At 51.2% G+C, this 26,389-nt stretch carries 25 protein-coding genes and 1 pseudogene; 16 read left to right on the forward strand and 10 right to left on the reverse strand.

All coding sequences use genetic code 11. The features are described from left to right. Positions 1 to 129: 129 nt before the first annotated feature. Genes FEM44_RS09450 through FEM44_RS09460 form a run of 3 tightly spaced genes read left to right on the forward strand, consistent with a single transcriptional unit; the run spans position 130 to position 2,544 of the window. Positions 130 to 897, forward strand: a complete 768-nt coding sequence (locus FEM44_RS09450) for an IclR family transcriptional regulator (RefSeq protein ID WP_135523417.1) — start codon at positions 130 to 132, stop codon at positions 895 to 897. A 23-nt stretch (positions 898 to 920) separates the two neighbouring features. Next, positions 921 to 1,925 carry a 2-dehydro-3-deoxygalactonokinase gene (locus tag FEM44_RS09455; protein WP_135523416.1) on the forward strand — a complete coding sequence of 335 codons (1,005 nt, stop codon included), beginning with the start codon at positions 921 to 923 and terminating at the stop codon, positions 1,923 to 1,925. Continuing rightward, positions 1,915 to 2,544 (forward strand): 2-dehydro-3-deoxy-6-phosphogalactonate aldolase, encoded by a 630-nt coding sequence (locus tag FEM44_RS09460; protein ID WP_130209460.1) that lies wholly within the window; start codon positions 1,915 to 1,917, stop codon positions 2,542 to 2,544. The genes FEM44_RS09455 and FEM44_RS09460 overlap by 11 nt, the downstream gene beginning before the upstream one ends. Before the next feature lie 315 nt (positions 2,545 to 2,859). On the opposite strand, the gene udp is transcribed toward FEM44_RS09460, so the two are convergent. After that, a complete protein-coding gene (gene udp / locus FEM44_RS09465) occupies positions 2,860 to 3,624 on the reverse strand; it encodes a uridine phosphorylase (RefSeq protein WP_000045178.1) in 765 nt (254 codons plus the stop codon). 261 nt (positions 3,625 to 3,885) lie between these two features. On the opposite strand from udp, the gene FEM44_RS09470 reads away from it, so the two are divergent. The 9 genes from FEM44_RS09470 to FEM44_RS09510 all read left to right on the forward strand — a co-directional run bounded on the left by FEM44_RS09470 (position 3,886) and on the right by FEM44_RS09510 (position 13,140). After that, positions 3,886 to 4,695, forward strand: a complete 810-nt coding sequence (locus FEM44_RS09470; RefSeq protein WP_135523415.1) for a dienelactone hydrolase family protein — start codon at positions 3,886 to 3,888, stop codon at positions 4,693 to 4,695. Between the two features lie 257 nt (positions 4,696 to 4,952). Beyond that, on the forward strand, positions 4,953 to 5,621 hold the full coding sequence (locus tag FEM44_RS09475) for a cysteine hydrolase family protein (protein WP_065227979.1): 669 nt from the start codon (positions 4,953 to 4,955) through the stop codon (positions 5,619 to 5,621). Between the two features lie 5 nt (positions 5,622 to 5,626). Next, on the forward strand, positions 5,627 to 6,487 hold the full coding sequence (locus tag FEM44_RS09480; protein WP_135523414.1) for a DUF2877 domain-containing protein: 861 nt from the start codon (positions 5,627 to 5,629) through the stop codon (positions 6,485 to 6,487). 94 nt (positions 6,488 to 6,581) lie between these two features. Continuing rightward, on the forward strand, positions 6,582 to 8,141 hold the full coding sequence (gene fdrA / locus FEM44_RS09485; RefSeq protein WP_135523413.1) for an acyl-CoA synthetase FdrA: 1,560 nt from the start codon (positions 6,582 to 6,584) through the stop codon (positions 8,139 to 8,141). Further along, a complete protein-coding gene (locus tag FEM44_RS09490) occupies positions 8,138 to 9,562 on the forward strand; it encodes a DUF1116 domain-containing protein (RefSeq protein ID WP_135523412.1) in 1,425 nt (474 codons plus the stop codon). Before fdrA ends, FEM44_RS09490 begins: the two co-directional genes overlap by 4 nt. Further along, a complete protein-coding gene (arcC, locus tag FEM44_RS09495; RefSeq protein ID WP_135523411.1) occupies positions 9,555 to 10,511 on the forward strand; it encodes a carbamate kinase in 957 nt (318 codons plus the stop codon). The genes FEM44_RS09490 and arcC overlap by 8 nt, the downstream gene beginning before the upstream one ends. A gap of 16 nt (positions 10,512 to 10,527) precedes the next feature. Then, on the forward strand, positions 10,528 to 10,917 hold the full coding sequence (locus FEM44_RS09500) for an allophanate hydrolase-related protein (RefSeq protein ID WP_000214035.1): 390 nt from the start codon (positions 10,528 to 10,530) through the stop codon (positions 10,915 to 10,917). A 25-nt stretch (positions 10,918 to 10,942) separates the two neighbouring features. Next, positions 10,943 to 12,166: a cytosine permease gene (locus tag FEM44_RS09505; protein ID WP_135523410.1), complete on the forward strand. Its 1,224-nt coding sequence runs from the start codon at positions 10,943 to 10,945 to the stop codon at positions 12,164 to 12,166. A 77-nt stretch (positions 12,167 to 12,243) separates the two neighbouring features. Continuing rightward, positions 12,244 to 13,140: a LysR substrate-binding domain-containing protein gene (locus tag FEM44_RS09510; RefSeq protein ID WP_135523409.1), complete on the forward strand. Its 897-nt coding sequence runs from the start codon at positions 12,244 to 12,246 to the stop codon at positions 13,138 to 13,140. A gap of 92 nt (positions 13,141 to 13,232) precedes the next feature. On the opposite strand, the gene metE is transcribed toward FEM44_RS09510, so the two are convergent. After that, positions 13,233 to 15,494 (reverse strand): 5-methyltetrahydropteroyltriglutamate--homocysteine S-methyltransferase, encoded by a 2,262-nt coding sequence (gene metE / locus FEM44_RS09515; RefSeq protein WP_135523408.1) that lies wholly within the window; start codon positions 15,492 to 15,494, stop codon positions 13,233 to 13,235. A gap of 117 nt (positions 15,495 to 15,611) precedes the next feature. Between metE and metR the strand changes: the two genes are divergently transcribed. Next, positions 15,612 to 16,565, forward strand: coding sequence for an HTH-type transcriptional regulator MetR (gene metR / locus FEM44_RS09520; protein ID WP_000573618.1), 954 nt, complete (start codon positions 15,612 to 15,614; stop codon positions 16,563 to 16,565). On the opposite strand, the gene bioP is transcribed toward metR, so the two are convergent. From bioP to pldB, 3 genes are all read right to left on the reverse strand, one after another. Continuing rightward, the gene (gene bioP, locus FEM44_RS09525; protein WP_135523407.1) at positions 16,453 to 17,352 is read right to left on the reverse strand and encodes a biotin transporter; all 900 of its coding nucleotides are present in this window, start codon (positions 17,350 to 17,352) and stop codon (positions 16,453 to 16,455) included. The two genes, metR and bioP, sit on opposite strands and share 113 nt — an antisense overlap. A 75-nt stretch (positions 17,353 to 17,427) precedes the next feature. After that, positions 17,428 to 18,228: a sugar/pyridoxal phosphate phosphatase YigL gene (yigL, locus tag FEM44_RS09530; RefSeq protein WP_064530561.1), complete on the reverse strand. Its 801-nt coding sequence runs from the start codon at positions 18,226 to 18,228 to the stop codon at positions 17,428 to 17,430. Positions 18,229 to 18,235: 7 nt separating this feature from the next. Continuing rightward, positions 18,236 to 19,258 (reverse strand): lysophospholipase L2, encoded by a 1,023-nt coding sequence (gene pldB, locus FEM44_RS09535; protein ID WP_135523406.1) that lies wholly within the window; start codon positions 19,256 to 19,258, stop codon positions 18,236 to 18,238. 110 nt (positions 19,259 to 19,368) lie between these two features. On the opposite strand from pldB, the gene rhtB reads away from it, so the two are divergent. After that, entirely contained in the window at positions 19,369 to 19,989 is a 621-nt protein-coding gene (gene rhtB, locus FEM44_RS09540; protein ID WP_064530559.1) for a homoserine/homoserine lactone efflux protein, read from the forward strand. 61 nt (positions 19,990 to 20,050) lie between these two features. Here rhtB and rhtC read toward each other — a convergent pair whose 3' ends face one another. The 3 genes from rhtC to pldA form a co-directional block, all read right to left on the reverse strand. After that, positions 20,051 to 20,671 carry a threonine export protein RhtC gene (rhtC, locus tag FEM44_RS09545; RefSeq protein ID WP_000928845.1) on the reverse strand — a complete coding sequence of 207 codons (621 nt, stop codon included), beginning with the start codon at positions 20,669 to 20,671 and terminating at the stop codon, positions 20,051 to 20,053. 63 nt (positions 20,672 to 20,734) lie between these two features. Next, positions 20,735 to 22,564, reverse strand: a complete 1,830-nt coding sequence (recQ, locus tag FEM44_RS09550; protein ID WP_135523429.1) for an ATP-dependent DNA helicase RecQ — start codon at positions 22,562 to 22,564, stop codon at positions 20,735 to 20,737. A gap of 131 nt (positions 22,565 to 22,695) precedes the next feature. Further along, positions 22,696 to 23,565, reverse strand: coding sequence for a phospholipase A (gene pldA / locus FEM44_RS09555; RefSeq protein WP_064530557.1), 870 nt, complete (start codon positions 23,563 to 23,565; stop codon positions 22,696 to 22,698). Positions 23,566 to 23,730: 165 nt separating this feature from the next. Here pldA and yigI point away from each other — a divergent pair, with 165 nt between their 5' ends. Continuing rightward, positions 23,731 to 24,198: an acyl-CoA thioesterase YigI gene (yigI, locus tag FEM44_RS09560; protein WP_135523405.1), complete on the forward strand. Its 468-nt coding sequence runs from the start codon at positions 23,731 to 23,733 to the stop codon at positions 24,196 to 24,198. Between the two features lie 176 nt (positions 24,199 to 24,374). Beyond that, a complete protein-coding gene (rarD, locus tag FEM44_RS09565) occupies positions 24,375 to 25,262 on the forward strand; it encodes an EamA family transporter RarD (protein ID WP_135523404.1) in 888 nt (295 codons plus the stop codon). Between the two features lie 49 nt (positions 25,263 to 25,311). Here the strand turns inward: rarD and FEM44_RS09570 are convergent, their stop codons facing one another. Together FEM44_RS09570 and FEM44_RS09580 are read right to left on the reverse strand one after the other, a co-directional pair. Then, positions 25,312 to 25,611: a hypothetical protein gene (locus FEM44_RS09570; RefSeq protein ID WP_135523403.1), complete on the reverse strand. Its 300-nt coding sequence runs from the start codon at positions 25,609 to 25,611 to the stop codon at positions 25,312 to 25,314. Between the two features lie 626 nt (positions 25,612 to 26,237). Then, positions 26,238 to 26,369 (reverse strand): annotated as a pseudogene (locus FEM44_RS09580) (CorA family divalent cation transporter); the annotation flags it as partial. Positions 26,370 to 26,389 lie beyond the last annotated feature (20 nt).

The raw sequence follows: 26,389 nt of genomic DNA on the forward strand, positions 1-26,389 counted from the left end.
CTACGCAAAACAATCGTTTATTTTGCTTATTTTATCCCACAATATGAGACTAAGTTTATATTGTGGGACGAATCACCTTTTCCCCACTTTATTCTGTGAAACACTCGGCAATATCATCAGGAGACACCTATGGCAGAAACCTCTTCAACCACCGCTGGCGCACAAACATTATTACGCGGACTGGCGGTTATTAATGCCGTTTATAACGGTTGCCATGACCTGAAAAGTATCGGCGAGTTCACCGGCACGACGCGGAGTACAACCCATCGTTTAGTCTCTGTTTTGGTGGAGCAACGCTATCTGCGCCATGTCCCAACTCAGGGCTACCAACTGGGCGCCAAACTGATCGAACTCGGTGCCAGAGCGCTGGAAAGCACTTCATTGTATGAAGTTGCACAGCCCGTTTTGCAGCGTCTGGCCCGTTACACCCTGGACACCGTGCATCTGGGTATCGTTGAAAGCAACGAAGTGCTGTATCTGGAGAAGATCAACGGTCAGCGCGGGCTGGAGATGCGCTCACGTCCTGGGCATCGCATGCCTCTGGCGGTTACGGGAATCGGTAAGGCGTTGATCCTCAACCGAACAGAAGAAGAGTGGCGCACACTATTTTTGACTTGTGGTGATGAAACAAAACTGGGCGCATTTATACAAAACATGCGCCGTTATGCCGCCAGTGGTTTTGCTTTTGATCTGGAAGAGAACGAGCCCACTATCCGTTGCATTGCAGCGCCGATTTACAACGCCCGGAATGAAATTGTGGCGGCCATTTCTGTCGCCAGTACCACCACGTATATGTCGCTGGTGCGCCTGGAAGAACTGGCACCTTACGTCAAATCCTGTGCAGAAGAGATCTCCGCTGAACTGGGCTGGGGTAAGCATGTCCGCAAAGATAATTAAACCATGATTAAAGGAAACGGCTAATGTCGGGAAATACCTCATTTATTGCCCTGGATTGGGGAACATCATCGCTTCGGGCATGGCGTTTTGGCGACTCATCAGATCCACAAGAAAAACGTGAATTCCCCTGGGGAATCATGAAATTACCCTCCCAGGCAGCAACACGTGAGGACGCTTTCCACGATACATTTTTGCGTGTCTGTGGAGACTGGCTGGCACAAACCTCATGCCCGGTTCTGGCTTGCGGCATGATTGGCAGTGCGCAAGGGTGGCAACCAGCAGCTTATTTACCTTGCCCGGTCACTCTCGATGGACTGGCGAAGCAACTGACGCCGGTTATCCACCAACAGCAGACAATGCTGCACATTATTCCTGGCGTGATTAAAGAAGGTGAAATGCCCGAAGTGATGCGTGGCGAAGAGACACAAATCTTCGGTGCTATCGCAATGGAACCTGCCCTGCAAGACGCAATCCGTAGGGGTGTGCCGGTGCTGATTGGCTTACCTGGCACACATGCGAAATGGGCGGTGGTTGAAAACAACACCATTACCGATTTCCGAACTTTTATGACGGGCGAGTTATTTGATGTTTTATCCCGCCATTCTATTCTTGGCGCCACCATGCGTCCGGGCGACGAGCCGTACTGGGATGCCTTTGCCCAAGGACTGACAGCGGCACTGGAGCATCATCAGACCGGATTATTATCGACGCTGTTTTCGACCCGTTCGCGCTTGCTAACTGATAATCTTACGCCGTCCTCACAGGTCGATTATCTTTCCGGATTACTGATAGGCCATGAATTATGTGGTCTGGCATCCAGCTTGCTGCGTGATTTACCCGCCACAACGCCGATCGCCTTAATCGGTAGCGCCACCCTGAACAGCCGCTATTCACGGGCGTTCAGCCACGTTTTTCCCGACAGACAGCTTCACGCCATTCCTAATGCCACTGAACAGGGACTATGGCGAATCGCCCACGCTGCCGGGTTACTCTCCACCAACGCCAGGGAATGTACTCATGCCATTTAATACTCTTTTGCAAAAAACCGGGTTAGTCGCCATTTTACGCGGCGTGAAACCGGATGAGATTGTCGCCATCGGTGAAAAGCTATATGCCGCCGGGTTCCGCCTGATTGAGATTCCCATGAACTCGCCGGAGCCGTTGCAAAGTATCAGTCTACTGCGCGACGCCCTGCCTAAGGACTGCCTGGTCGGAGCCGGAACTGTGCTTTCAGTAGAGCAGGTGGTCGCGGTTAAAGAGGCTGGAGGCCAGATTATCGTGATGCCGCATTGCGATACTGCGGTGATCCGTCGCGCCCGTGCGCTGGGTATGTATTGCGCGCCTGGCGTCGCTACGCCCACCGAAGCCTTTGCTGCCATTGAACATGGCGCCAATGCCATCAAGCTGTTCCCGGCCGAACAAATTACGCCAGAAGTCACCAAAGCCTGGCGTGCGGTTATTCCGCAATCCGTTCCAATGTTACCGGTTGGCGGTATCACACCGGAAACAATGGCGCGTTATCTGAGCCACGGCGCAAACGGTTTTGGCCTCGGTTCTGCGCTATATCGCCCCGGCATGACGCCAGAGCAGGTCTATGAAAATGCAGTGCTGTTTATGAACGCATGGAACAATTTAAATAATAAATAACTGAACAGAGGATGCAGCCAACCACGGGGATGTCGCTCCCCGAAGTTGGGGAGCGTGAGACTGATGACAAACGCTAAATTGCCTGATCTCTGCAATATACTGGATATGCAGACTTTTGTTGGCCAGATAAGGCGTTCACGCCGCATGCGGCAAAGGCAGCGCAGCCCGATTTAGCGATAGCGCCGGATGCGATGCTGGCGCATCTTATCCGGCCTACAGGACGCTGCAATTTATTGAATTTACACGATATTGTAGGCCGAATAAGGCGTTTACGCCGCATCCGGCATGAATAAATCGCACTTTATCAACAAGTTGTCATTTCAGCAGACGACGCGCCGCTTCCACCACGATTTTCACCGCATGGCTTTCGGTTTGCTTCATCGTCTCGGCATTCGGGATCTCTTGCTGAGTGCGGTTAACGATAACGCCCGCCACCATACCCGCACGCAGGCCCTGGCTTGCACACATGGTCAGCAGAGTTGCAGATTCCATTTCATAGTTCATCACGCCCATCGCCTGCCACTCTTCCATAGAACCTTTAAAGTGACGGACTACGCGACCAGAGTAAGTATCGTAACGTTCCTGACCTGGGTAGAAGGTATCAGAAGAAGCAGTCACGCCAACGTGAGTGGTCGCGCCAATAGACTTCGCTGCTTCAACCAGCGCAGTCGTACATTCGAAATCAGCGACAGCCGGGAACTCCAGCGGTGCGAAGTGCAGGCTCGCGCCATCCAGACGAACAGACGCCGTGGTAACCAGTACATCGCCAACATTAATATGCGGCTGAATAGCGCCAGTTGTACCGATACGCAGGAAGGTGCGAATGCCCAGCTGTGCCAGTTCTTCAACGGCAATAGAAGTCGACGGGCCGCCGATACCGGTAGAGCAGACAATAACAGGTTTACCATCCAGCTCTGCACGCCAGGTGGTAAATTCGCGGTGAGATGCCAGCTTAACCGGCTTATCCATCAGCGCGGCGATCTTTTCCACACGATCCGGGTCGCCAGGGACGATGGCAAGCGTAGCCCCTTGTAAATCGTTTTTAGTGAGGCCGAGATGAAAAACATCAGACTTGGACATATACAACTCCTCTGTGAATCGGTTTAGTCAGAAGAAGCAAAAAGGTACTTTACCGAAGGGATTAAGATTTTTTCGTGATAATCATCACTATGATGCAAATGTGTTGCATACATTTACTCATCAAAAGTGACTTAAATCACATAATTTTCTCTTAAGTCAGTAAGACTGCTTAAAAGATGAGCCATTTGAGGCAATGTGAATTGTTGCACGCTGACTATAGTTAACATTGCGCAAAATTTTTATAAGGGTACGGAGAATACCATGACAACAACACAACACTCTGGATTTGCACCTGCTGCATCCCCCCTCGCCTCGACCATCGTTCAGACTCCGGACGATGCGATTGTGGCAGGGTTCACCTCTATCCCTTCACAAGGGGATAACATGCCTGCTTATCATGCCCGTCCAAAACAGAGCGATGGTCCACTACCAGTGGTCATTGTAGTGCAGGAAATTTTTGGCGTGCATGAACATATCCGTGACATTTGTCGCCGTCTGGCGCTGGAGGGGTATCTGGCTATCGCACCAGAACTCTACTTCCGCGAAGGCGATCCTAATGATTTCGCCGATATTCCCACGTTGCTAAGCGGCCTGGTAGCAAAAGTGCCTGACTCACAGGTGCTGGCCGATCTCGATCATGTCGCCAGTTGGGCATCCCGCAACGGCGGCGATGTTCATCGTTTAATGATCACAGGATTTTGCTGGGGCGGGCGTATCACCTGGCTATATGCCGCGCATAACCCGCAATTGAAAGCGGCGGTGGCGTGGTACGGCAAGCTGACAGGCGATAAATCGCTGAATTCACCGAAACAACCTGTTGATATCGCGACCGATCTCAACGCGCCGGTTCTCGGCTTATATGGTGGTCAGGATAACAGCATTCCGCAGGAGAGCGTCGAAACCATGCGTCAGGCGCTACGGGCAGCGAACGCGAAAGCAGAGATTATCGTGTACCCGGATGCCGGACATGCGTTCAACGCCGATTATCGCCCGAGCTATCATGCCGAATCTGCAAAAGATGGCTGGCAGCGTATGCTGGAGTGGTTTAAGCAGTATGGTGTTAAAAAATAACCACCATAGCAGCTAACTCAAGTGCTTAAGCTCACACAATTTCAACGATTTTTTTAAACTCAAAACCATACAGCATCAAAAATTTTGTTGCTGTATGCCACGATTTGACCCCCTTCACATTCGTCATCACGCCGCCTGCTGAATGCAAAAATTTCGTTGCTGTGCGGCAAACTTTTTTCCTGTTTTGTGCCGCTTTTCTCCTGAATACTCGTTCTCAGAACAACTGGATCGTTTAAACATCAGACAGGAGATTTACCATGACGCAATCCATTTTTCAGGCTCAACCCTTTGAATTACCTTTTGATCCGCGCACAACTGCACTGGTCATGATCGACATGCAGCGTGACTTTGTCGAAGCAGGGGGCTTCGGTGAAGCACTGGGCAATGATGTTTCACTGGTACGCACGGCTATCGCACCATGTACAGAGGTGCTGGCAGCCGCACGTCAAAAAGGAATTATGGTTATTCATACCCGTGAAGGCCATCGTGCAGACTTAAGCGACTGCCCACCAGCCAAACTGACGCGCGGCGGTAAAACCTTTATTGGTGAAGCAGGCCCGATGGGGCGCATTCTGGTCAGAGGTGAAGCAGGTCATGACATCATTCCTGAACTGTACCCGGTCGCAGGCGAACCGGTGATTGATAAACCCGGCAAAGGCGCTTTTTATCAAACCGACTTACATCTGATTTTGCAAAACCACGGCATCAAAACGCTGATTGTTTGCGGAGTAACCACGGAAGTCTGTGTGACCACCACCGTGCGCGAAGCGAATGATCGTGGTTATGAGTGCATCATCCCGGAAGATTGCGTTGGCTCCTATTTCCCGGAATTCCAGAAATACGCCCTGGAGATGATCAAAGCACAAGGTGCCATTTTCGGTTGGGTTACTGATTCCAAAGCCATTATTGCAGGCCTGGAAGGCTAACACCGATGGTACAGGTTACGCTTTGCGCATCGTCGTTGGGATATCTTTTCCCGTGGAATGAAACGCAAGATTTACGTCTGCACAGTGCTTTTAAACATGCGGTAAATCTGTATTCAGAAGCGGGAACATTCATCACCCTGTTGTGTGCGCAAACGTATCTGAATCTCCCTGATGCTGCCAGAGTCTGGCTGCCTGAGCGTTGGGACTGGCGAAGAGAGATTGCCCATTCCGATCCCGTTCAGTTAACCCCAGGCTTGCTGCAGACACCTCGCTTTTGTGTGGCTCTCGATAACGCAACGCTCTGGCAGCCGTCATTTGTGGGAGGAAGGCTGACACTTGAGGCGTTCCCTTTGGTTTTTCAGCACTACCCAACGATGGCATCGCAACGGCTTTTATTTTGTCTGGAGCATAACGTTCAAAGCACATTGCACCTGCCGGATAGTCTCACGCACCAGGGATTAGAGATTATGGAACATCCAGATGCGCTGGAACGCCAGGTGCCACAACTGATCGGCTTTGGCAAAGGCTTAACTCCCGATGGAGATGACTATTTGTTGGGCTATCTGGCGGCGCTCTGGTTATGGCAACTACCTGCACCACTTGCCGCTCATCAATACCGGTTGCAGCAGGCAATTGATCAACATGCGCACAACACCACTGACATCAGTCGTCATTATCTGGAGCGTGCGCTTCGGGGCCATTTTTCAGAACCGATTTGCCAGTTACTCGCACAACTGGTTGGGGGCGCATCGGCAATGACAATCGCATCCTGTGCAGAACAGGTCATGCAATTTGGCGCAACGTCAGGAGTGGATTGCCTTGCAGGAATGCTGCATGGCTTTCGAACCCTGAACACCATGAATTGATTTCAACCTTTTCTCCTGTAGCTCATTTATGGCGCTACACGGGGATGCTTTGCCCGAATTTTACTATCGGGCGGAATGAAACAGGCGTAACAGCATGAAAGTTAAACATAAAGTTTTCAGCAATCTTTATCAGGACTCGGTTTCTCTGATGCAGATTTCCGCGCAAATCAGCAAATTGCCCGGTATTCAACAGGCTTCGGTCGTCATGGGAACACCCAATAATCTCGAACAATTACGCGATGTGGGTCTGGGTAACGAAATCAACGCCAGTCCCAATGATTTAGTGATTGCAGTCATGGGTGAAGAAGATATTTGCAATGAAGCACTGGTACTGGCCCAGCAACGTCTGACCAGCAAACCCGATGATGAAACGGATAGTGGCATTAAAACACCGGAAAAGGTCAGCCTGGAAATGGCACTGGAAGCCGAACCCGAAGCCAACCTGGCACTCATATCTGTACCTGGAGACTACGCCGCCGCCGAAGCAATTAAAGCGTTAAACCTCGGAATGAACGTAATGATGTTCAGCGATAACGTCAGTATCAAGCAGGAAAAATCCATCAAAACGCTTGCCCGAGAACGTCAGCGCATCGTAATGGGACCGGACTGTGGAACCGCCATTATTAACGGTATTCCGTTAGGCTTCGCCAATGTGGTGAAACGCGGAGCGATTGGTGTTATCGGCGCGTCAGGCACCGGGTTACAGGAAGTGACTTGCCGAATCGACCAGCTCGGAGCGGGTATTTCTCAGGCGCTGGGAACAGGTGGGCATGATCTCAGTGAAGAGATTGGTGGAATATCGATGCTCTTTGCTTTAGATGCGCTCGCGCAAGACGATGAAACGCGCGTGATTGTGCTTATTTCAAAACCGCCTTCACCGATCGTTGCCCGGAATATTCTGGAGCGCGCCCAGGCTTGTGGAAAACCCGTGGTGGTGAATTTCCTCGGTGCGAATCCGCACGATCTTGCACGTCCCAATATCACCGCTGCCACCACACTTGCCAGCGCCGCAAATATCGCCGTGGCGTTACTGAATGATCAGCCACTTCCTGCTGTCGAGACAGAGATTTCCTGCGACGATCTCACAATGTTACAAAACGCCAGCCAGCGTCTGCCAGCCCATCGCCAGGCGATACGCGGAGTTTTCGCCGGAGGAACCTTCTGTTACGAAGCGCAACTTATCTGCCAACAAAAGGGATTCAGCGCAGCCTCCAATACGCCAGTTGCGGGTAATCGTACTCTGGCAAATATCTGGCAAAGCGAAGCTCACACGCTGATCGATATGGGCGACGATGATTTCACCCGTGGCAAACCGCATCCAATGATCGACCCGACTCTGCGCAATCAACGTCTGCTCAACGAACTCAACGACTCACACACCGCCGTCGTGTTATTCGACCTGGTACTTGGTTATGGCGCTTCCGCCACGCCTGCCAGCGAATTACTGGATCAACTTTCACACATCGACATGCATAACGCACCGTTGCTGATTGCGCACGTTTGCGGAACGGAAGCTGATCCACAAATGCGCAGCCAACAGATAAGTGCACTACAAAACGCGGGCGTCATCATTGCCAACAGCAATGCACAAGCGGCGCTATGGGCCAGCATCGTTGCGCAGACTCAGTTGCAGAAAAAGGGACTAAACGCATGAATACCTTATTTAATCAGCCTTTGAAGGTCGTAAACGCGGGGCTACACAGTTTTGCTGACAATATTCAACATGCTGGAGGAAATGCAATTGCACTCAACTGGCAGCCACCAGCACAAGGCAATATTGACGCTGGATTGGATCTGGCATCGTTGCTACGTCATCCCCTGGTAGAAAATGCCAACCAAATCGCCATGACACGTTATCTCGAGGCACAACCCGTTTTGGTAGATGTCATGTTCGCTAAAGAGGCGATCCCGGCAATGGCTGGACAAAAACGCATTCTGCACTCTGGCCCGCCAATTGCCTGGGAGGAGATGTGTGGTCCGGTAAAAGGGGCGATTATTGGTGCCATGCTGTACGAAGGTTGGGCCACCAGCCAGCAAGACGCAGAAAACCAGATAAACGCAGGCGAAATCGACCTTGCCCCTTGTCATCATTATCACGCGGTTGGACCAATGGCAGGCATCATCAGCCCGTCAATGCCGTTATGGGTGGTGGAAAATAAAACCAACGGTCATCGTACTTTTAGTAATTTCAATGAAGGTCTGGGTAAGGTTCTCCGTTTTGGCGCCAATAACGACGAAGTTCTCAATCGTCTGGCCTGGATGCGCGATGAACTGGCTCCGGCAATGAAAGCAGCAATCGCACAACACGGCGAGCTGGAACTCAAGCCATTAATGGCGCAGGCGCTACATATGGGGGATGAAGTTCATAACCGCAATGCTGCCGCTACCGGTTTGCTGATTAAGCGTCTGATCCCGGCATTGCTGGCCTGCTCTCTTCCACAGGAACATATTCAGCGCGTCGTAGCATTTATCACCGGTAACGATCACTTCTTCCTCAATCTGTCGATGGCTGCCTGTAAAGCAATGATGGATGCCGCCGCCAATGTACCGTTCAGTTCAATGGTTACGGTGATGGCGCGTAACGGGGTGAATTTTGGTATTCGGCTTTCCGGTACTGGCGATCGCTGGTTCCAGGCTCCCGCCAATGCAGTTGAAGGTCTGTTCTTCCCTGGATTTGGCGTTGACGACGCCGCTGCTGACCTGGGCGATAGCGCAATTACCGAAACCGCTGGTGTAGGTGGCTTCGCGATGGCGTCATCTCCGGCAATCGTTAAATTTGTGGGAGGCACACCTGCCGATGCCACCAATAACAGCCGTCGGATGCAGGCAATCACCCTCGGCGGTAACCCCGCATTTACACTTCCTGCCCTCAATTTTGCCCCCACCGCAGCAGGGATTGATGCGCGTAAAGTTACCGATCGCGGCATTTTACCGGTCATCAATACGGGTATCGCCCACAAACAAGCGGGAGTCGGGCAAATTGGTGCCGGGATCACCACTGCGCCGATGGCCTGTTTTGTCGCCGCTATACGTGCACTGGCTGAGATCGTCGCAAAGGAGAATCATCATGGTTAAGCCACTGGCTGTTGTCGCGGTTGGCGGCAATGCGCTCATTCAAGACGATCAACACAATAGTATTCCCGATCAATATGTTGCAGTGATGGAAAGCGTGCAGCATATCGTTGATATGGTTGAAGCCGGATGGGATCTGGTGTTAACCCACGGTAATGGACCGCAGGTGGGCTTTATTCTGCGTCGCTCTGAACTTGCTTGTAACGAAGTTTCTCCGGTTCCGCTTGATTACGCCGTGGGTGATACACAAGGCGCAATTGGCTACATGTTCCAGAAGGCGCTGCATAACGAACTCGCTCGCCGTGGCATAAACAAACCGGTAATTGCGCTAGTGACACAAACGCGAGTTAGCCCACATGACGATGCTTTCGCCAGCCCCAGTAAACCGATTGGCGCGTTTCTTGATGAAGCAACGGCCCAACAACGCCAGCAACAGCTCGGCTGGACTCTGATGGAGGATGCCGGGCGCGGGTGGCGGCGTACGGTTCCCTCTCCTGCGCCACTGGAAATTATTGAACACAACACCATCGCTCATCTGGTGCGTCAGGGATACCTGGTCATTGCCTGCGGCGGCGGTGGTATTCCGGTGGTGCGAGACGGACAACAACTGAAAGGAGTGGAAGCAGTGATCGATAAAGATCTGGCCTCCGCGCTGCTCGCCAGTCAGTTAGGTGCGGATCTGCTGGTGATCCCCACCGGAGTAGAAAAAGTGGCGGTTAACTTTGGTACACCACAACAACAATGGCTCGACGCTATCAGCGTTGTCGAAGCGCAAACGCTGTTGCGGGAAGGTCAGTTTGGTGTCGGCAGTATGCAACCAAAAGTGGAAGCCATTGTTGATTTCATCAATGCCAGCCAGCAACAAGGCAAACAGGCCAGCGGCCTGATTACCTCACCGCAAACCATAAAAGCGGCCCTGGCGCATCAGAGCGGTACATGGATAACCCTTTAATTTTCTGGAGAACATAATGACTACAACGCTTTTAGCCGTTAACGGAACACTGATGCGCGGCCTGGAACTTAACCCAAATATGCAAAAAGCGGGCGGCATTTTTGTCCGTGAAGACAGAACTGACGCCCATTACCGGCTGTGGAGTATTAACGATCGCCATCCAGGAATGATTCGCGTGAATGAAGGTGGAACACACGTCGACGTAGAAATTTGGCAACTACCGCTGGCCAGTTTTGCCGCGCTGTTAATGAGCGAACCTGCCGGGCTGGCAATTGGCAAAATCAAACTTGCCGATGGTAGCGAAGTGCTCGGTGTACTGGCTGAAAACTGGCTCACAGAAGGCCAACGGGAAATTACAGAACTGGGTAGCTGGCGCAAATACACCGGGCATTTTCATACTGTGTAACACGCATTTATAAAGGGAACATACTATGCGTAAAAAAGAAGAGAGTCTGAATACGGCATCAGGATTGCGTATTGCCATGATTTTGCTAGGTATTGCGGTTACACCTGTGCTGTTGTCATCCTCAAGCCTTGGTAATCAACTTTCCAGCAGCAGTTTAATTAGCGTCGTATTGTTAGGCGGCGTCATTCTGACCTTACTTTCTGCCATCACCATTAGCGTTGGAGAAAAAGCCCGTCTGCCAACGTATGGCATTGTGAAATATTCATTTGGTGAGAAAGGAGCCGTCGCTATTAACATTTTGATGGCGATAAGTCTGTTCGGCTGGATTGCCGTTACCGCCAATATGTTTGGTCATTCGATACATGACTTACTGGCTCAGCATGGGCTGGAAGTTCCACTGGCACTGTTAGTGGCGGCAGGCTGTGTCATTTTTGTCGCCTCTACAGCATTTGGTTTCGCCGTTCTGGGGAAAATTGCTCAGGTTGCCGTGCCGGTTATCGCGCTGGTGCTGTGTTATATCCTCTACGTTGCAACCCATACTGAAGTGGCAGCACCAGCGGCGATAGCGGAGATGAATACGGGTGTCGCCGTTTCCACCGTTGTTGGTACGATTATTGTGCTGGTTGCCACATTGCCTGATTTCGGTAGTTTTGTGCATAACCGCAAACATGCGCTGATCGCCGCAGGCATGACGTTTCTGGTTGCCTACCCTCTACTTTACTGGGCGGGTGCAACGCCGAGCGCCATTAGCGGTCAGGGCTCTTTACTGGGCGCGATGGCGGTATTCGGCGCCGTTCTGCCTGCGGCACTGTTGTTGATTTTCGCCTGCGTCACCGGTAACGCGGGCAATATGTTCCAGGGCACGCTGGTGGTTTCCACGCTGCTTACCCGCTTTCCCAAATGGCAGATTACCGTGGCGCTGGGTATCCTTTCCGCCATCGTAGGCAGTCTGGATATTATGGCGTGGTTTATTCCGTTCCTGCTGTTCCTCGGTATCGCCACGCCACCCGTTGCCGGAATTTATATCGCTGACTTTTTCCTTTATCGCCGTAATGGCTATCAAGAGTCAGTGTTAGCCCAGGAGTCACAGATTAAAGTGCTGACATTCGCGGCATGGATCATAGGCGCAGCGGTTGGCTTTATGACTGTAAAAGGTTTATTCACCCTGACGACGATCCCTTCGGTGGACTCCATTCTGGTGGCATGTATCGCGTATGCGATTCTCAGCCGGGTAAGTCAACGCAGCTAGTTCCTGGGTATACTAAAGCAATAATTACGGCTGGATCTGGAGAGATTCAGCCGTTTTACCACTGACCAGGGAGCCTTATGTTCATCTCTGACGAAACGCTTCGTGTTATTCATCTGGTCGCCAGACACCAGAGCATTACCACCGCAGCCGAGCAGTTAAATAAAGTACCTTCCGCCATCAGTTACACCATTAAGAAAGCAGAAGAGAGTCTGGGCGTTGAGCTGTTCATTCGTAAGGGACGCTATATTGAATTATCCCCGGCGGGGAGTTATTTCATCGAACATAGCAAAACTATTTTGGGCGATCTGGAGGCGTTAAAGCGCAACACAGTGTTGATTCACGATGGTATTGAACGTGAACTGACAATTGCTGTGAACAATATTATTCCTGGTGATTTGCTGGTGGCATTTATTCGTGATTTTGAACGGCAATTCACATCAACAACGCTGACGGTTGATCTTGAGGTATACAACGGCTGCTGGGATGCTCTGTACAGTAAGCGTGCCGATCTGATCTACGGTGCTCCTCATGCAGTGCCAAGCAGTGAAGGCATCATTAGCGAACCGATCGGACAAATGGAATGGGATTTTGTCGTCAGCCCACTCCACCCACTGGCAGCGAAGCGGCATCCATTAGAAAACAGTGAATTGCGTCATTATCCGGCGGTTTGTATCCGCGATACCTCCGTTAACTTTCCCCCGATGCAAGCCTGGCTGTTGGAAGGACAAAAACCCATTTTTGTTCCTGACTTCGCTACGGCAATCGCCTTAATAGAACAAAACGTCGGTATTGGCTATATTCCACATCATCTGGCATTGCCATTATTAAACAGCGGTAAATTGCTTAAAAAGCCAATGCGCGAACATAAACACGCCACCAAGTTATTTCTTGCCGCTCGTTCCGATGGTATGGGCAAAGCCTGCCAGTGGTGCATGGAATATTTAAGAAATCCGCAATTAATTTTCTGTTCCTGAGAATCCTTTAATACCCAGCACACATAGCAAAATGGCTTCCAGTGCTGGAAGCCATTATTGTGCTGTAATTTACAGTGACTCGTTAATATTCATCATCCCCGACGCAAATTCTGCGCCGCCTGCACCATGTTCGCCAGTGCCGCGCGGGTTTCTGGCCAGCCGCGCGTTTTCAGGCCGCAGTCCGGGTTGACCCACAGGCGCTCTGCCGGAATGCGTTTTGCCGCTTTCTTCAGCAGGGCTTCAATCCATTCCACGCTCGGTACGTTTGGCGAGTGAATGTCATAGACGCCTGGACCGATTTCATTCGGATAATCAAACTCTTCGAATGACTCCAGCAACTCCATGTCGGAACGCGAGGTTTCGATAGTGATGACGTCAGCATCCAGCGCCGCAATCGAATCCATAATGTCGTTGAACTCGCAATAACACATGTGAGTGTGGATCTGCGTTTCATCCTTCGCCACGGCGGCGTTGATGCGGAAAGCCTCTACGCCCCACTGGAGATAGGCGTCCCAGTCACTACGACGCAGCGGTAAACCTTCGCGCAGCGCCGGTTCATCAATCTGGATGATGCCAATTCCAGCCGCTTCCAGATCCGCCACTTCATCACGCAGCGCCAGAGCAATCTGTTTGGCGATGGTTTCACGGCTGACATCTTCACGCGGGAACGACCAGCAGAGAATGGTCACCGGACCAGTCAGCATCCCTTTCACCGGTTTGTCGGTCAGCGATTGCGCATACTTCGCCCACTCTACGGTGATCGGCGCCGGACGGCTAACGTCACCAATCACAATCGGCGGTTTCACGCAGCGGGAACCGTAGCTCTGTACCCAACCATTTTGCGTAAAGACAAAACCGTCGAGGTGTTCGCCAAAGTATTCCACCATGTCGTTACGCTCGGCCTCGCCATGTACCAGCACATCCAGTCCCAAACGTTCCTGCTCAACAATGGCCTGCTTGATATGTTCCGCAATGCCCGTGCGGTAGTTATTGGCGTCAAGATTGCCCTTTTTGAAATCCAGACGCAGGGTACGAATTTCCGTGGTTTGCGGGAAGGAACCAATCGTGGTGGTCGGCCACGCTGGCAGTTTAAAACGCGCACGCTGGGCTTCAGCACGCACTTCATAGACATTCGCACGCTGGCTGTCCTGGGCGGTGATCGCCGCCAGACGCTTTTCTACTGCCGGGTTATGCACACGGGTTGAGTGACGACGCGCCTGAATTGGGGCGCTCCACTCTGCCAGAGCCGCCGTATCACCACTGTTCAACGCATCGCGCAGCAGCGCCAGTTCATGACATTTTTGCAGGGCGAAGGCAAACCAGCTTTTCACTTCTGCATCAAGACGCGTTTCCACGCTCAGGTCGATAGGGCTGTGCAGCAGTGAGCAAGAAGATGCCACCCACAAATCACGTTTGCCGACAATGTCCTTAATTTGCGCATATTTCTCGGTGAGGTCGGCGCGCCAGACGTTACGACCATTGACCAGCCCGGCAGACAGCAGCCAGTCAGAAGGCAGGCGCTTGTGTAGTTCTGCTACATCATCTTTGCCATGAACGAGGTCGACATGCAGACCCTGAACAGGCAGCGCAATAATCGTGTCGAGGTTTGGCGTTACACCTTCAAAATAGGTGGTCAGTAGCAGTTTCACCTGCCCCTGCAGTGCATCGTAAGCAGGTTTATACGCGTCCAGCCACGCCTGCGGCAGTTCCAGCACCAGCGCCGGTTCGTCAATCTGTACCCACTCAATGCCGCGTTTTGCCAGTTCTGCCAGAACTTGCTGATAAACCGGCAGAATGTCGTTCAGCAGGCTCAGGCGGTCAAATTGTTCACCTTTCACCTTACCCAGCCACAGATAGGTAACCGGCCCCAGAAGCACAGGTTTCACCTTGTGGCCCAGCGCCAGCGCCTCGTCCACTTCCTCCAACAGCTGCGTCCAGGTCAGTTTGAACTGCTGGCCTTTAACGAACTCCGGCACCATGTAGTGATAGTTGGTGTTAAACCATTTGGTCATTTCTGCCGCCGCCGCAGGTTCACCTGTTGGCGCACGTCCGCGACCAATACGGAACAGGGTGTCGATATCCACCGAACCGTCTTTATTCTGATGGCGCGCCGGAACGTTACCCAGCAGCAGGCTGGTGGTCAGAACATGATCATACCAGGCAAAATCGCCCACCGGCAGCAGGTCGATACCCGCTTGCTTTTGTTGATCCCAGTGACGAGCACGTAATTCACGCCCTACTGCCAGCAGTTCTTCACGCGTGGAGTTCCCCGCCCAATAACTTTCTTGCGCTTTTTTCAGCTCGCGACGCAGGCCAACGCGAGGAAAACCGAGGGTGTGATTAAGAATTGTCATTATATGCCCCTTGTGGAATTTTTAGTATTTAGACGTCCAGATGTTTACACATCCATATTTGCCAGTTACTGTATATTCCTCAAGCGCAAATTATTCATGCCGAAGTGAAGGACTTTCATGATCGAAGTAAAACACCTGAAAACGCTACAAGCGTTGCGGAACTGCGGCTCGCTCGCAGCCGCTGCGGCGACGTTGCATCAGACGCAATCCGCCCTGTCTCACCAGTTTAGCGATCTGGAACAACGTCTTGGCTTCCGGCTATTCGTGCGTAAGAGCCAGCCGCTTCGCTTTACACCGCAGGGGGAAATCCTGCTACAACTGGCAAACCAGGTACTGCCGCAAATCAGCCAGGCGCTGCAAGCCTGCAATGAACCGCAGCAGACACGCCTGCGCATCGCCATCGAGTGCCACAGCTGTATTCAGTGGCTGACACCCGCGTTAGAAAACTTTCATAAGAACTGGCCGCAGGTCGAGATGGACTTTAAATCGGGCGTGACGTTTGACCCGCAGCCCGCGTTGCAACAGGGCGAGCTGGATCTGGTGATGACGTCCGATATTCTGCCGCGCAGTGGACTGCATTATTCGCCGATGTTCGATTATGAAGTGCGTCTGGTGTTAGCACCTGACCATCCACTGGCGGCGAAAACGCGTATCACGCCGGAAGATCTCGCCAGCGAGACGCTATTGATTTATCCGGTGCAGCGTAGCCGACTGGATGTCTGGCGGCATTTTCTTCAGCCGGCAGGCGTCAGCCCGTCACTGAAAAGCGTCGATAACACCTTATTGTTGATTCAGATGGTTGCTGCGCGGATGGGCATTGCCGCCCTGCCGCATTGGGTAGTAGAGAGTTTTGAGCGCCAGGGTCTGGTGGTCACCAAAACCCTGGGCGAGGGATTATGGAGCCGACTGTACGCCGCCGTGCGCGATGGCGAGCAGCGTCAGCCGATTACGGAAGCGTTTATTCGCTCAGCGCGCAATCACGCCTGCGATCATCTGCCGTTTGTGAAGAGCGCGGAGCGACCCACTTACGATGCACCCACAGTGAGGCCAGGATCACCAGCGCGCCTGTAATAAACGTTGGCCAGTGCGGCTGTTGATGCCAGATAGCCAGGTTTACCAGCAGCCCTGCCGGAACGTGCATATTATTCATAATGCCCAGCGTTCCGGCGTCCACCTGCGTCGCGCCGTAGTTCCACATAAAGTAGCCAATCCCGGAAGCCACCACACCAAGAAACACCAGAATGCCCCATTGCAACGTGGTTTGCGGCATTTTCTGCGCATTTCCCAGCAAGAACCATGCAATCAACGCCACCAGGAACGCGCCGAGATAGAACCACGCAAAAGCGTTATGCTGCGGCATCGGGCGAGTTTCCATCAGGCGTTTGTAACCCACCATGCCGATGGCAAAAGTGATATTGGAGAGTTGCACCAGCAGCAGGCCGGTCCAGAAATGGTCTGTGACCTGATCGTAACGAATAATTCCGGCACCAATCACCGCCAGCAAGGCGCTAAAGGCATATCCCCAGCGCAGACGGCGCTTACTCATGATGTCATAAATCAGCGTGATGTAGAGCGGCGTCAGCACGGTAAATAACAGCAACTCGGAAACCGTCAGGTAGAGATAAGCACGGAAACTCAGCATATACATCACGCCAAGCTGCATCGCGCCCACCAGCATATACAGGCCGACCGTTTTCAGGCTATTGCCACGGGTGCGCAGAAACGGCAGAAAAACGAGTGCAGCCAGGCCAACGCGCACCAGCACCGCAAAATAGCTATCGACGTGCCCCGCAAGGTACTCGCCATAAAAGCTAAAGGAGAAGGCCCACAGAATCGTGGTGATGATAAGTAGCGCCACAATGGAAAACTCTTTGATTAACGAGTATCCATTGTAGCGAAGTATCAGGTTGACAACTGGCTAAATAAAGAACGATTACGATAAATAGAGTTTACGCAGATAATGCGGCACCGCGTCTTCGGCATTAGTGCCAATCACTTCCAGTTCTGGATGCAGATCTTTCAGGCGCTGATGCGCGCTGCCCATAATGCAGCCTTTACCCGCCATCGACAGCATTTCGGCATCGTTCATTCCATCGCCAAAGGCAATACAATCTTGCAGGCTGTAGCCCAGTTTCTTCGCTACCGCTTCCAGGGCATGGCCTTTTGAAACGCCGCCAGCCATCACTTCCAGACAAGTCAAAGTAGAGAAACTGACATTGACTCGATCACCCCAGCGAGCGTTAATCGCTTGCTCCAGTGGCAGAAGTTTTTCATGGGAATCACTGGTGAAGAACACTTTGCTGACGCCTTCTGGTTCCAGCAATCCCGGCTCATACAGCGCGTAATTGAACACCGCTTCTTTGAAAAAGCGCATCTCTTCCGGGCGATGGCGATTCATAAACCATTCGTCGTCGCGATAAACGTTAGTAATGATCTCCGGGTTGTCGTTGACCACGCCAAACAGGTCACTGGCAATGTCGCGATCCAGGTTATGAGCAAAAATCAGATTGCCATCCAGATCGTGAACGCGCGCGCCATTGGAGGTAATCATGTAAGACTTAATCTCCAGATTATCGCGAATCTGCCCCACATCGACGTGGTGGCGCCCCGTCGCAAACACAAAGTTGATGCCGCGCGCGGTGAGCAGCTTCAGAGTTTCTTTGGCGTAAGGGGATAACGTATGGTCGGGAGAAAGTAACGTGCCATCTAAATCAGACGCAACAACCTGGTACATAAGAAATTTAAACCTCTGTAGAGCGGTTTCCGCTGGGTGAGTTATGCCTGTTGAAAAAATCAACGATGGCGTGGAGCGCGACTGAGCGCATTGCGTCCTTTTCAAAAAGGATCTCGTGGTACGCACCTTTAATTACCAACGGTCGACCTCCTTCTACAGGGTGGCCCGCGGCGGCGCGAAGTTCACAAAAACGGTCGTGCATGCGGTTATCCACCACGCGCTCTTCTTCAGCCTGCAAGAGAAGCGTTGGCGTGGCGTCATCACCGGCTCCGGCTAACACCTGTTCTCCGGCCAGAATACTTTCACGTACCCAATGGTATGTCGGCCCGCCGACACGAATTGTTGGGTCATCAGCATAGAAGCGTAGATTGCGCCGATATCGCTGCCTGCTGTGGGTAAGCACGTTGATGGCAAACGGCAAGGCGCGCCAGCGCCCGGTGCCTATCGCATAGCCATCGCGAAAACGTGGGTGCGCTTCGGCCCAGTTTAGGATCTGCCGCGCCATAAATGACGGCATGCGAATCACAATGCCGAACATTGGCGCGGTCAGTGCAATGGCATCGCACACGCCAGGATGGCGTTGCAGGAACAGAGTGGAGATTGCGCCGCCCATCGAGTGGGCCAGTATATAGCGTTTACGCCACGGACCTGGCTGGACCTCTTGTTGCCAGAACGCCGCCAGATCATCAACATAATCATCAAAACGATTAACATGGCCGAGATGTGGATCGGCTAACAGACGACCAGAACGCCCTTGCCCGCGATGGTCGATGATTAATACGTCAAACCCCAAATGGAACAGGTCGTAGGCCAGTTCCGCATATTTTACGTAGCTCTCAATACGCCCCGGGCAAATGACGACCACCCGATCATGGTGCGGAGCGCGAAAGCGGACAAAACGCACCGGAATGTCATCCACGCCGATAAACTCTGCTTCGTCCCGCTGACGCCAGAAGTCGGTCAGTGGCCCCATCGTAAAAGCAGCAAACGCTTTTTCTCTTGTTTCCCAGTCTTTTTGCTGCTGAAACATCGGGTAATCTGCCTCTTAAACCACGTAAAATCGTTTTTTTAAGCGTGCCTGACACAACGCTGCGACAGTAGCGTATTGTGGCACAAAAATAGACACACCGGGAGTTCATCATGACTTTAGAATGGTGGTTTGCCTACCTGCTGACATCGATCATTTTAAGCTTGTCGCCAGGCTCTGGCGCAATCAATACCATGACCACTTCCCTTAACCACGGCTATCGTGGTGCAGTGGCGTCTATTGCTGGTTTGCAAACCGGGCTGGCGATTCATATCGTGCTGGTTGGCGTGGGATTGGGGACACTATTTTCCCGCTCAGTGATTGCGTTTGAAGTGTTGAAGTGGGCGGGAGCGGCTTACCTGATTTGGCTGGGAGTCCAGCAATGGCGCGCCGCTGGTGCAATTGACCTTAAATCGCTGACCCCGACCCAATCACGGCGTCATCTGTACCAACGGGCCGTGTTTGTGAATCTCACCAATCCTAAAAGTATTGTGTTTCTGGCAGCGCTATTTCCGCAATTCATCATGCCGCAGCAACCGCAAGTTATGCAGTATATCGTGCTCGGCGTCACCACCATTGTGGTCGATATTATTGTGATGATCGGTTACGCCACCCTCGCCCAACGGATCGCGTTATGGATAAAAGGGCCGAAACAGATGAAGGCATTGAATAAGATTTTCGGCTCGCTGTTTATGCTGGTGGGAGCGCTGTTGGCATCGGCGAGACATGCTTAAAAAATAATGTCGGATGCGGCGTAAACGCCTTATCCGACTTACTCTGATGACGCGTCTGGCATCAACGCGAAATAATCAAATGAATGCCAAATCCAGCAAATAACGCCCCGGCAAAACCATCAATCCACTTCGCCAGACGTTGATAACCACGGCGCATTTGCGGCAGGGCAAACAGGCTGGCAACGACGGTAAACCATGCCAGCGTTTCGACAATGATCAGCGCGAAAATGCCCCAGCGTTCGGTGGTGCCGACGTTATCGCCGACAAACAATGAGAATACCGAGCCAAAGTAGATAATCGCTTTCGGATTGGCGAGATTAGTCAGTAAACCTTTCAGGAAACTGCGTCCGCTTTTTGCCAGTTCAACCTGTGGCGCTGGTGCAGAAACCACCTCTTTTTTCAGTGCACTACGCAGCATCTGGTAGCCCATCCAGCAGAGATACAGGCCGCCGCCTACCATAATCAGCGTATGCAGCCAGGCCATTTTTTCGATAATCAGATGCAGGCCAAGCAGCGCAATCCCTGCCCAAACCATAACGCCGCAGGTAATGCCCAGCACACCCATCATCGCTTCTTTACGGGAACGACTGACAGCGGTCTGAGAGACAAAAAAGAAATCGGGACCGGGACTCATAAGCGCCACGATGTGCACCATGGCAACGGTGAGGAATAACATCAACATACAATTGACTCGCGGGGAAAACGTTTACGGAATCTTCATCCTGGCACTTTTTTATGCCGCTGACTACTCTTCGTCGTCGCCGTCAACATGCGCGCGGATAAGCGTCATAAACGGTTTACCAAAGCGTTCCAGCTTGCGCATCCCAACGCCGTTAACGCTGAGCATTTCGCTGGCAGTGATCGGCATCTGTTCCGCCATCTCAATCAAGGTAGCGTCGTTAAACACCACGTACGGCGGGACATTGCTTTCATCGGCAATCGATTTACGCAGTTTGCGTAATTTAGCGAACAGTTTACGGTCATAGTTGCCGCCGAACGATTTCTGCATCGCTTTCGGTTTGAGCGCCACAATACGCGGCACGGCAAGTTGCAAAGAGGATTCGCCACGCAGTACCGGGCGCGCGACTTCTGTCAGCTGTAACGCGGAGTGCTGGGCAATATTTTGCGTCACCAGGCCGAGGTGAATCAGCTGGCGGATCACGCTCACCCAGTGCTCATGACTTTTATCACGGCCCATGCCGTAGACTTTCAGTTTGTCATGACCATAGTCGCGGATACGCTGGTTATTGGCGCCGCGAATCACTTCCACCACATAGCCCATACCAAACCGCTGATTTACGCGACCAATAGTGGAAAGGGCAATCTGCGCATCGGTTGAACCATCGTATTGTTTGGGGGGATCGAGGCAGATATCGCAGTTACCACATGGTTCCTGACGACCTTCGCCAAAATAGTTCAGCAACACCAGACGGCGGCAAGTTTGCGCTTCGGCAAATGCGCCCATCGCATTGAGTTTATGGCGCTCGATATCCTGCAACTGCCCCTGCGGCTTCTCTTCCAGACAACGGCGCAGCCACGCCATATCAGCCGGATCGTAAAACAGCATCGCTTCCGCAGGCAGGCCATCACGCCCGGCGCGACCGGTTTCCTGATAATAGGATTCGATATTGCGTGGAATATCAAAGTGCACCACGAAGCGGACATTAGGCTTGTTGATGCCCATGCCGAATGCCACGGTCGCCACCACAATTTGCAGGTCATCGCGCTGAAATTTTTCCTGCACGTCGGCGCGAACATTATTTTCCAGGCCGGCATGATACGCCGCCGCGCTAATTCCTTTACTTTGCAGACGCGCGGCTGTGTCTTCTACTTTCGCCCGACTGTTGCAGTAGATAATGCCGGACTTTCCCCGCTGTTCCTGCACGTACCGCATCAACTGATCGAGAGGTTTGAATTTCTCCATCAGCATGTAGCGAATATTCGGACGGTCAAAACTGCTGATTTGAATCAGCGGATCGTTTAGCCCCAGCAGACGCACAATATCCTGGCGCGTGGTGTCGTCGGCGGTAGCGGTTAGCGCCATAAACGGCAGCGTCGGAAAACGCTGACGCAGCTGACCGAGCGCGGCATATTCCGGGCGGAAATCGTGGCCCCATTGGGAAATACAATGCGCTTCATCAACGGCTAATAAGACAGGATTCCAGTGCGCCAGATGCTCAAGGAAGTTATCCAACATCAGGCGTTCCGGCGCGATATAGAGCAGACGGATTTGTCCGGTGCGGCAGCCTGTCATCACTTCAAGCTGCTGCTCGCGGGTTTGCGTCGAGTTAAGGCACGCCGCCGCCACGCCGTTGGCTTGCAGTTGATCCACCTGATCTTTCATCAACGAAATCAGTGGTGAAACAACGACAGTAAGGCCATTCAATAACAATGCAGGGATTTGATAGCACAGGGATTTTCCGCCGCCAGTTGGCATGACGACCAGGCAATCGCGACCGGAAAGTACGGTGTCGATAATCTCTTCCTGACCAGGGCGAAACTGTTGGTAGCCAAAGGTTTCTTGTAAAACCTGCTTAGCTCCTGACTCCAGATTCAACACTTCCGCCTGCGCCACATTCACCCCGATTGCCTGAAATAAAAACAGGCGCTATTTTCAGCGCCTGCGCGAGAAACTGCAATGCTTTTAGTCTCTGAGAGGGTAATCCTGGATGCTGGATTCCAGATTTGCCTTTCAATCAACTCGCATCAGAACAGGTCGTTTAGCATAACTCCCACACCGACGCGGGTCTGGTTAAAGTTATAGTCGATGAGCGATTCGCCATAGCCGCTGTAGACTTGGGTGTAAAGACGCACATGTTTGGTGATCGGGTAACTTAAGCCTAACTCCGCGCCGCCGTAACCGGTGTTCCAGTTGTACTGCCCTTTCGCGCTCAGCACAGCGTCACCGAGGTGATAACCAATTTTAAGCTGGTAGTAACCCATATATTTGGTGATGTCCGGGTTATCGTCCGTATTACCCACCACATACCACGGTTTCACTTCCACCAGCCAGTTGCCGTTCTCTGCCATCAGGCGGGTGTAGATACGGTTCCAGCTACGGGAAGTCGGGTCTGAACGTCCGTTTGAGTCGTGGTTGTAGCCCATTTCCACATCGCGCAGCGTCCAGCCAGCAAAACTATAATCGGTGGCAAAACCGAGGAACAACTGCGGTTCGTAGTTAGTTTCACGAAACGGTGATGACTCATCGCTATTAGAAAGCTGCCACCAGGATTTCTGGGTGTAGGAAGCGCCCAGTACAGAGTTTGGTCCCAAAATCCCCCGCCACAGCGGAAACGCCAGGCTCAACTGGAACTTTACTTCATCCTTACGCGCGTTTTCTGCCCAGTCGTAACTGGCAATCGCTTCTTTATTCAGATCGCTGGTTTGGGTATAGATGATGTAGTTGGTGTCATAAGGATAAAGGGTGAAAGGATTGTCATGCTCCTGCAACATATTGGCGATGATGCTGCCACGTACTGCAGGCGCATCATGCACATCTTTCACCGTTGCTTCTTGTGCATTTGCCACTATCGGCAGCATACACACCGGCAACAAGCAGCCCAGTAGAGTCCGCATCGATCGTGTTCTCCGTAACGAATTATTGATTAGATGAATATTTTTTCTGCGGGCTATTTTACATACTTAACTCAATTGCCGTTAGTTATCCCTTCCTAAAGTAGAAACCAACAACAAAGAAGCATAAAATCAACATTTCATTAACCAATGAAGTGTAAGGATGATATGTCTACCGTACTGACCGCCGAACAAGCCCTGAAATTAGTGGGTGAAATGTTTGTTTATCACATGCCATTTAACCGCGCATTGGGGATGGAGCTGGAGCGTTACGAAAAAGAGTTTGCACAGCTGGCCTTTAAAAATCAGCCGATGATGGTTGGTAACTGGGCGCAAAGCATTTTGCACGGTGGGGTCATTGCGTCGGCGCTGGACGTCGCCGCGGGTCTGGTGTGTGTAGGTAGCACCTTAACCCGCCACGAAACCATCAGTGAGGATGAACTGCGCCAGCGGCTATCGCGGATGGGGACAATTGATCTTCGCGTCGATTATCTACGTCCAGGCAGAGGCGAGCGTTTTACAGCTACCAGTAGCCTGCTGCGTGCGGGTAATAAAGTCGCCGTCGCCCGCGTTGAACTGCATAATGAAGAACAGCTTTATATTGCCAGTGCTACCGCCACCTATATGGTGGGTTGAATATACTCGTCATACTTCAAGTTGCATGTGCTGCGTCTGCGTTCGCTCACCTCAGTCACTTACTTATGTAAGCTCCTCGGGATTCACTCGCTTGCCGCCTTCCTGCAACTCGAATTATTTAGAGTAGACGTAAAAGCAGGTAAACTGCTGTTACCAATTAAAAATGAGTATTCCCGATGGATGCAAAACAAACGCGGCAGGGCGTATTACTCGCTCTTGCCGCTTATTTTATTTGGGGTATCGCCCCAGCGTACTTCAAGCTGATTTACTACGTGCCCGCCGATGAGATCCTGACGCATCGTGTAATCTGGTCGTTTTTCTTTATGGTGGTGTTGATGAGCATCAGCCGCCAGTGGTCTTATTTAAAAACCCTGATTCAGACGCCGAAGAAAATATTTATGCTGGCAGTCTCTGCTGTGCTGATTGGCGGCAACTGGCTACTGTTTATCTGGGCGGTGAACAATCACCATATGCTGGAAGCGAGCCTTGGTTACTTTATTAACCCGCTGGTGAACATTGTGCTGGGGATGATTTTCCTCGGCGAGCGATTCCGCCGAATGCAATGGCTGGCAGTGATTCTGGCAATTTGTGGCGTACTGGTCCAGCTCTGGACTTTTGGTTCGCTACCTATTATCGCGCTGGGGCTGGCGTTTAGTTTTGCCTTCTACGGCCTGGTACGCAAGAAGATTGCCGTTGAAGCTCAAACCGGCATGTTAATCGAAACCATGTGGCTGCTACCCGTGGCGGCGATTTACCTGTTTGCTATTGCCGACAGTTCTACCAGCCATATGGGGCAAAACCCGATGTCACTGAATTTACTGCTAATAGCCGCCGGTATTGTCACTACCGTACCGCTGTTGTGTTTTACTGCAGCTGCGACACGCCTGCGTCTCTCAACGTTAGGCTTTTTCCAGTACATTGGCCCGACGCTGATGTTCCTGCTGGCAGTGACGTTTTATGGTGAAACACCGGGGGCGGATAAAATGGTGACCTTCGCCTTTATCTGGCTGGCGCTGGCAATTTTTGTGATGGATGCAATTTATACGCAGCGTAGAAAAAGTTAATAGATTCATTTGGGTAGATCCATTTTAATGGGTCTACCCAGTGGTTTAACTATCTTTTTTTGAGAAACAATAAGATAACAAAAAGAACAATATTTGTTATTGGAAACACACCTAACACCCCCCAGAACTTACTCAATCCAAGAGAAGTCGTATATCTTCCTATTATTTGACAAAATCCAAAGCATAACCCTAAGCCTATACTTTTTAAGCTTAATGTCGTTGCCAGACTTAAAATAAATAGAATGAGGAGAGTAATAACCCACCACAATAACCATGCCTTAACAAAATCTGCTTTTCTGCTGTAAGGTTCTTTACCCAAGAACAACTGCCAAAAATTACCATTTTCCATATAGAATCCATTCACTAAAAATATCATTCACAGAAACAAATATTATTTAATTATATTTAATTAAATATAGTTCCACTCAATAAAAACTTACACACTCTAAATTACTACTGTATAGTTATCAATACAAAGGCTGCCCTATTGCATAGATATAGCAAGCTATATATTCTAAATAATGTATATACCCTTAAACCAATCATATACAAAACAATATAAAAATGTTTAAATCATGTATTAAAAATATATTATACCCATCCAGGATTGAGCGTTTATCACGTTTGCAGTTCATAATCTACACATTAACATCATGGTCGATATTAATAACTTTGAATGATATCAACCTGGCTTTAAGTTTTATTCTGGTCATCACTAATACGTATGTGAATATCAATATCGGAGCTAAAAGAATAAGAGATACTGGGTGTAAGGCAATATATTTCGTATTGATTTCATTGAGTTTGACACTGTTTTCTATTGTTCATGCTGTAATAGAAGGGGTGAGTTGTGATTCATTAAGTGTCCAACTCAACATGGCATGGGTATTATTCACTACAATTATGTTATCTGCGATTCCCTCGGCTAAAGTGTCGCTGTCAGCACACTAACTTACTCACAGCGACATCGTATAGTTACAACCAGTTCTTCCGCTTAAAGTACAGATACGGTGCCAGGCCCGCGAGGATCATAAAGATAATCGCTGCCGGGTAGCCGAAGCTCCACTTCAGTTCTGGCATAAACTCAAAGTTCATGCCATAGCTGGAGGGCAATCCGCGTAGGAAAA

It is taken from the genome of Escherichia sp. E4742, from assembly GCF_005843885.1.
Taxonomy (GTDB): Bacteria; Pseudomonadota; Gammaproteobacteria; order Enterobacterales; family Enterobacteriaceae; genus Escherichia.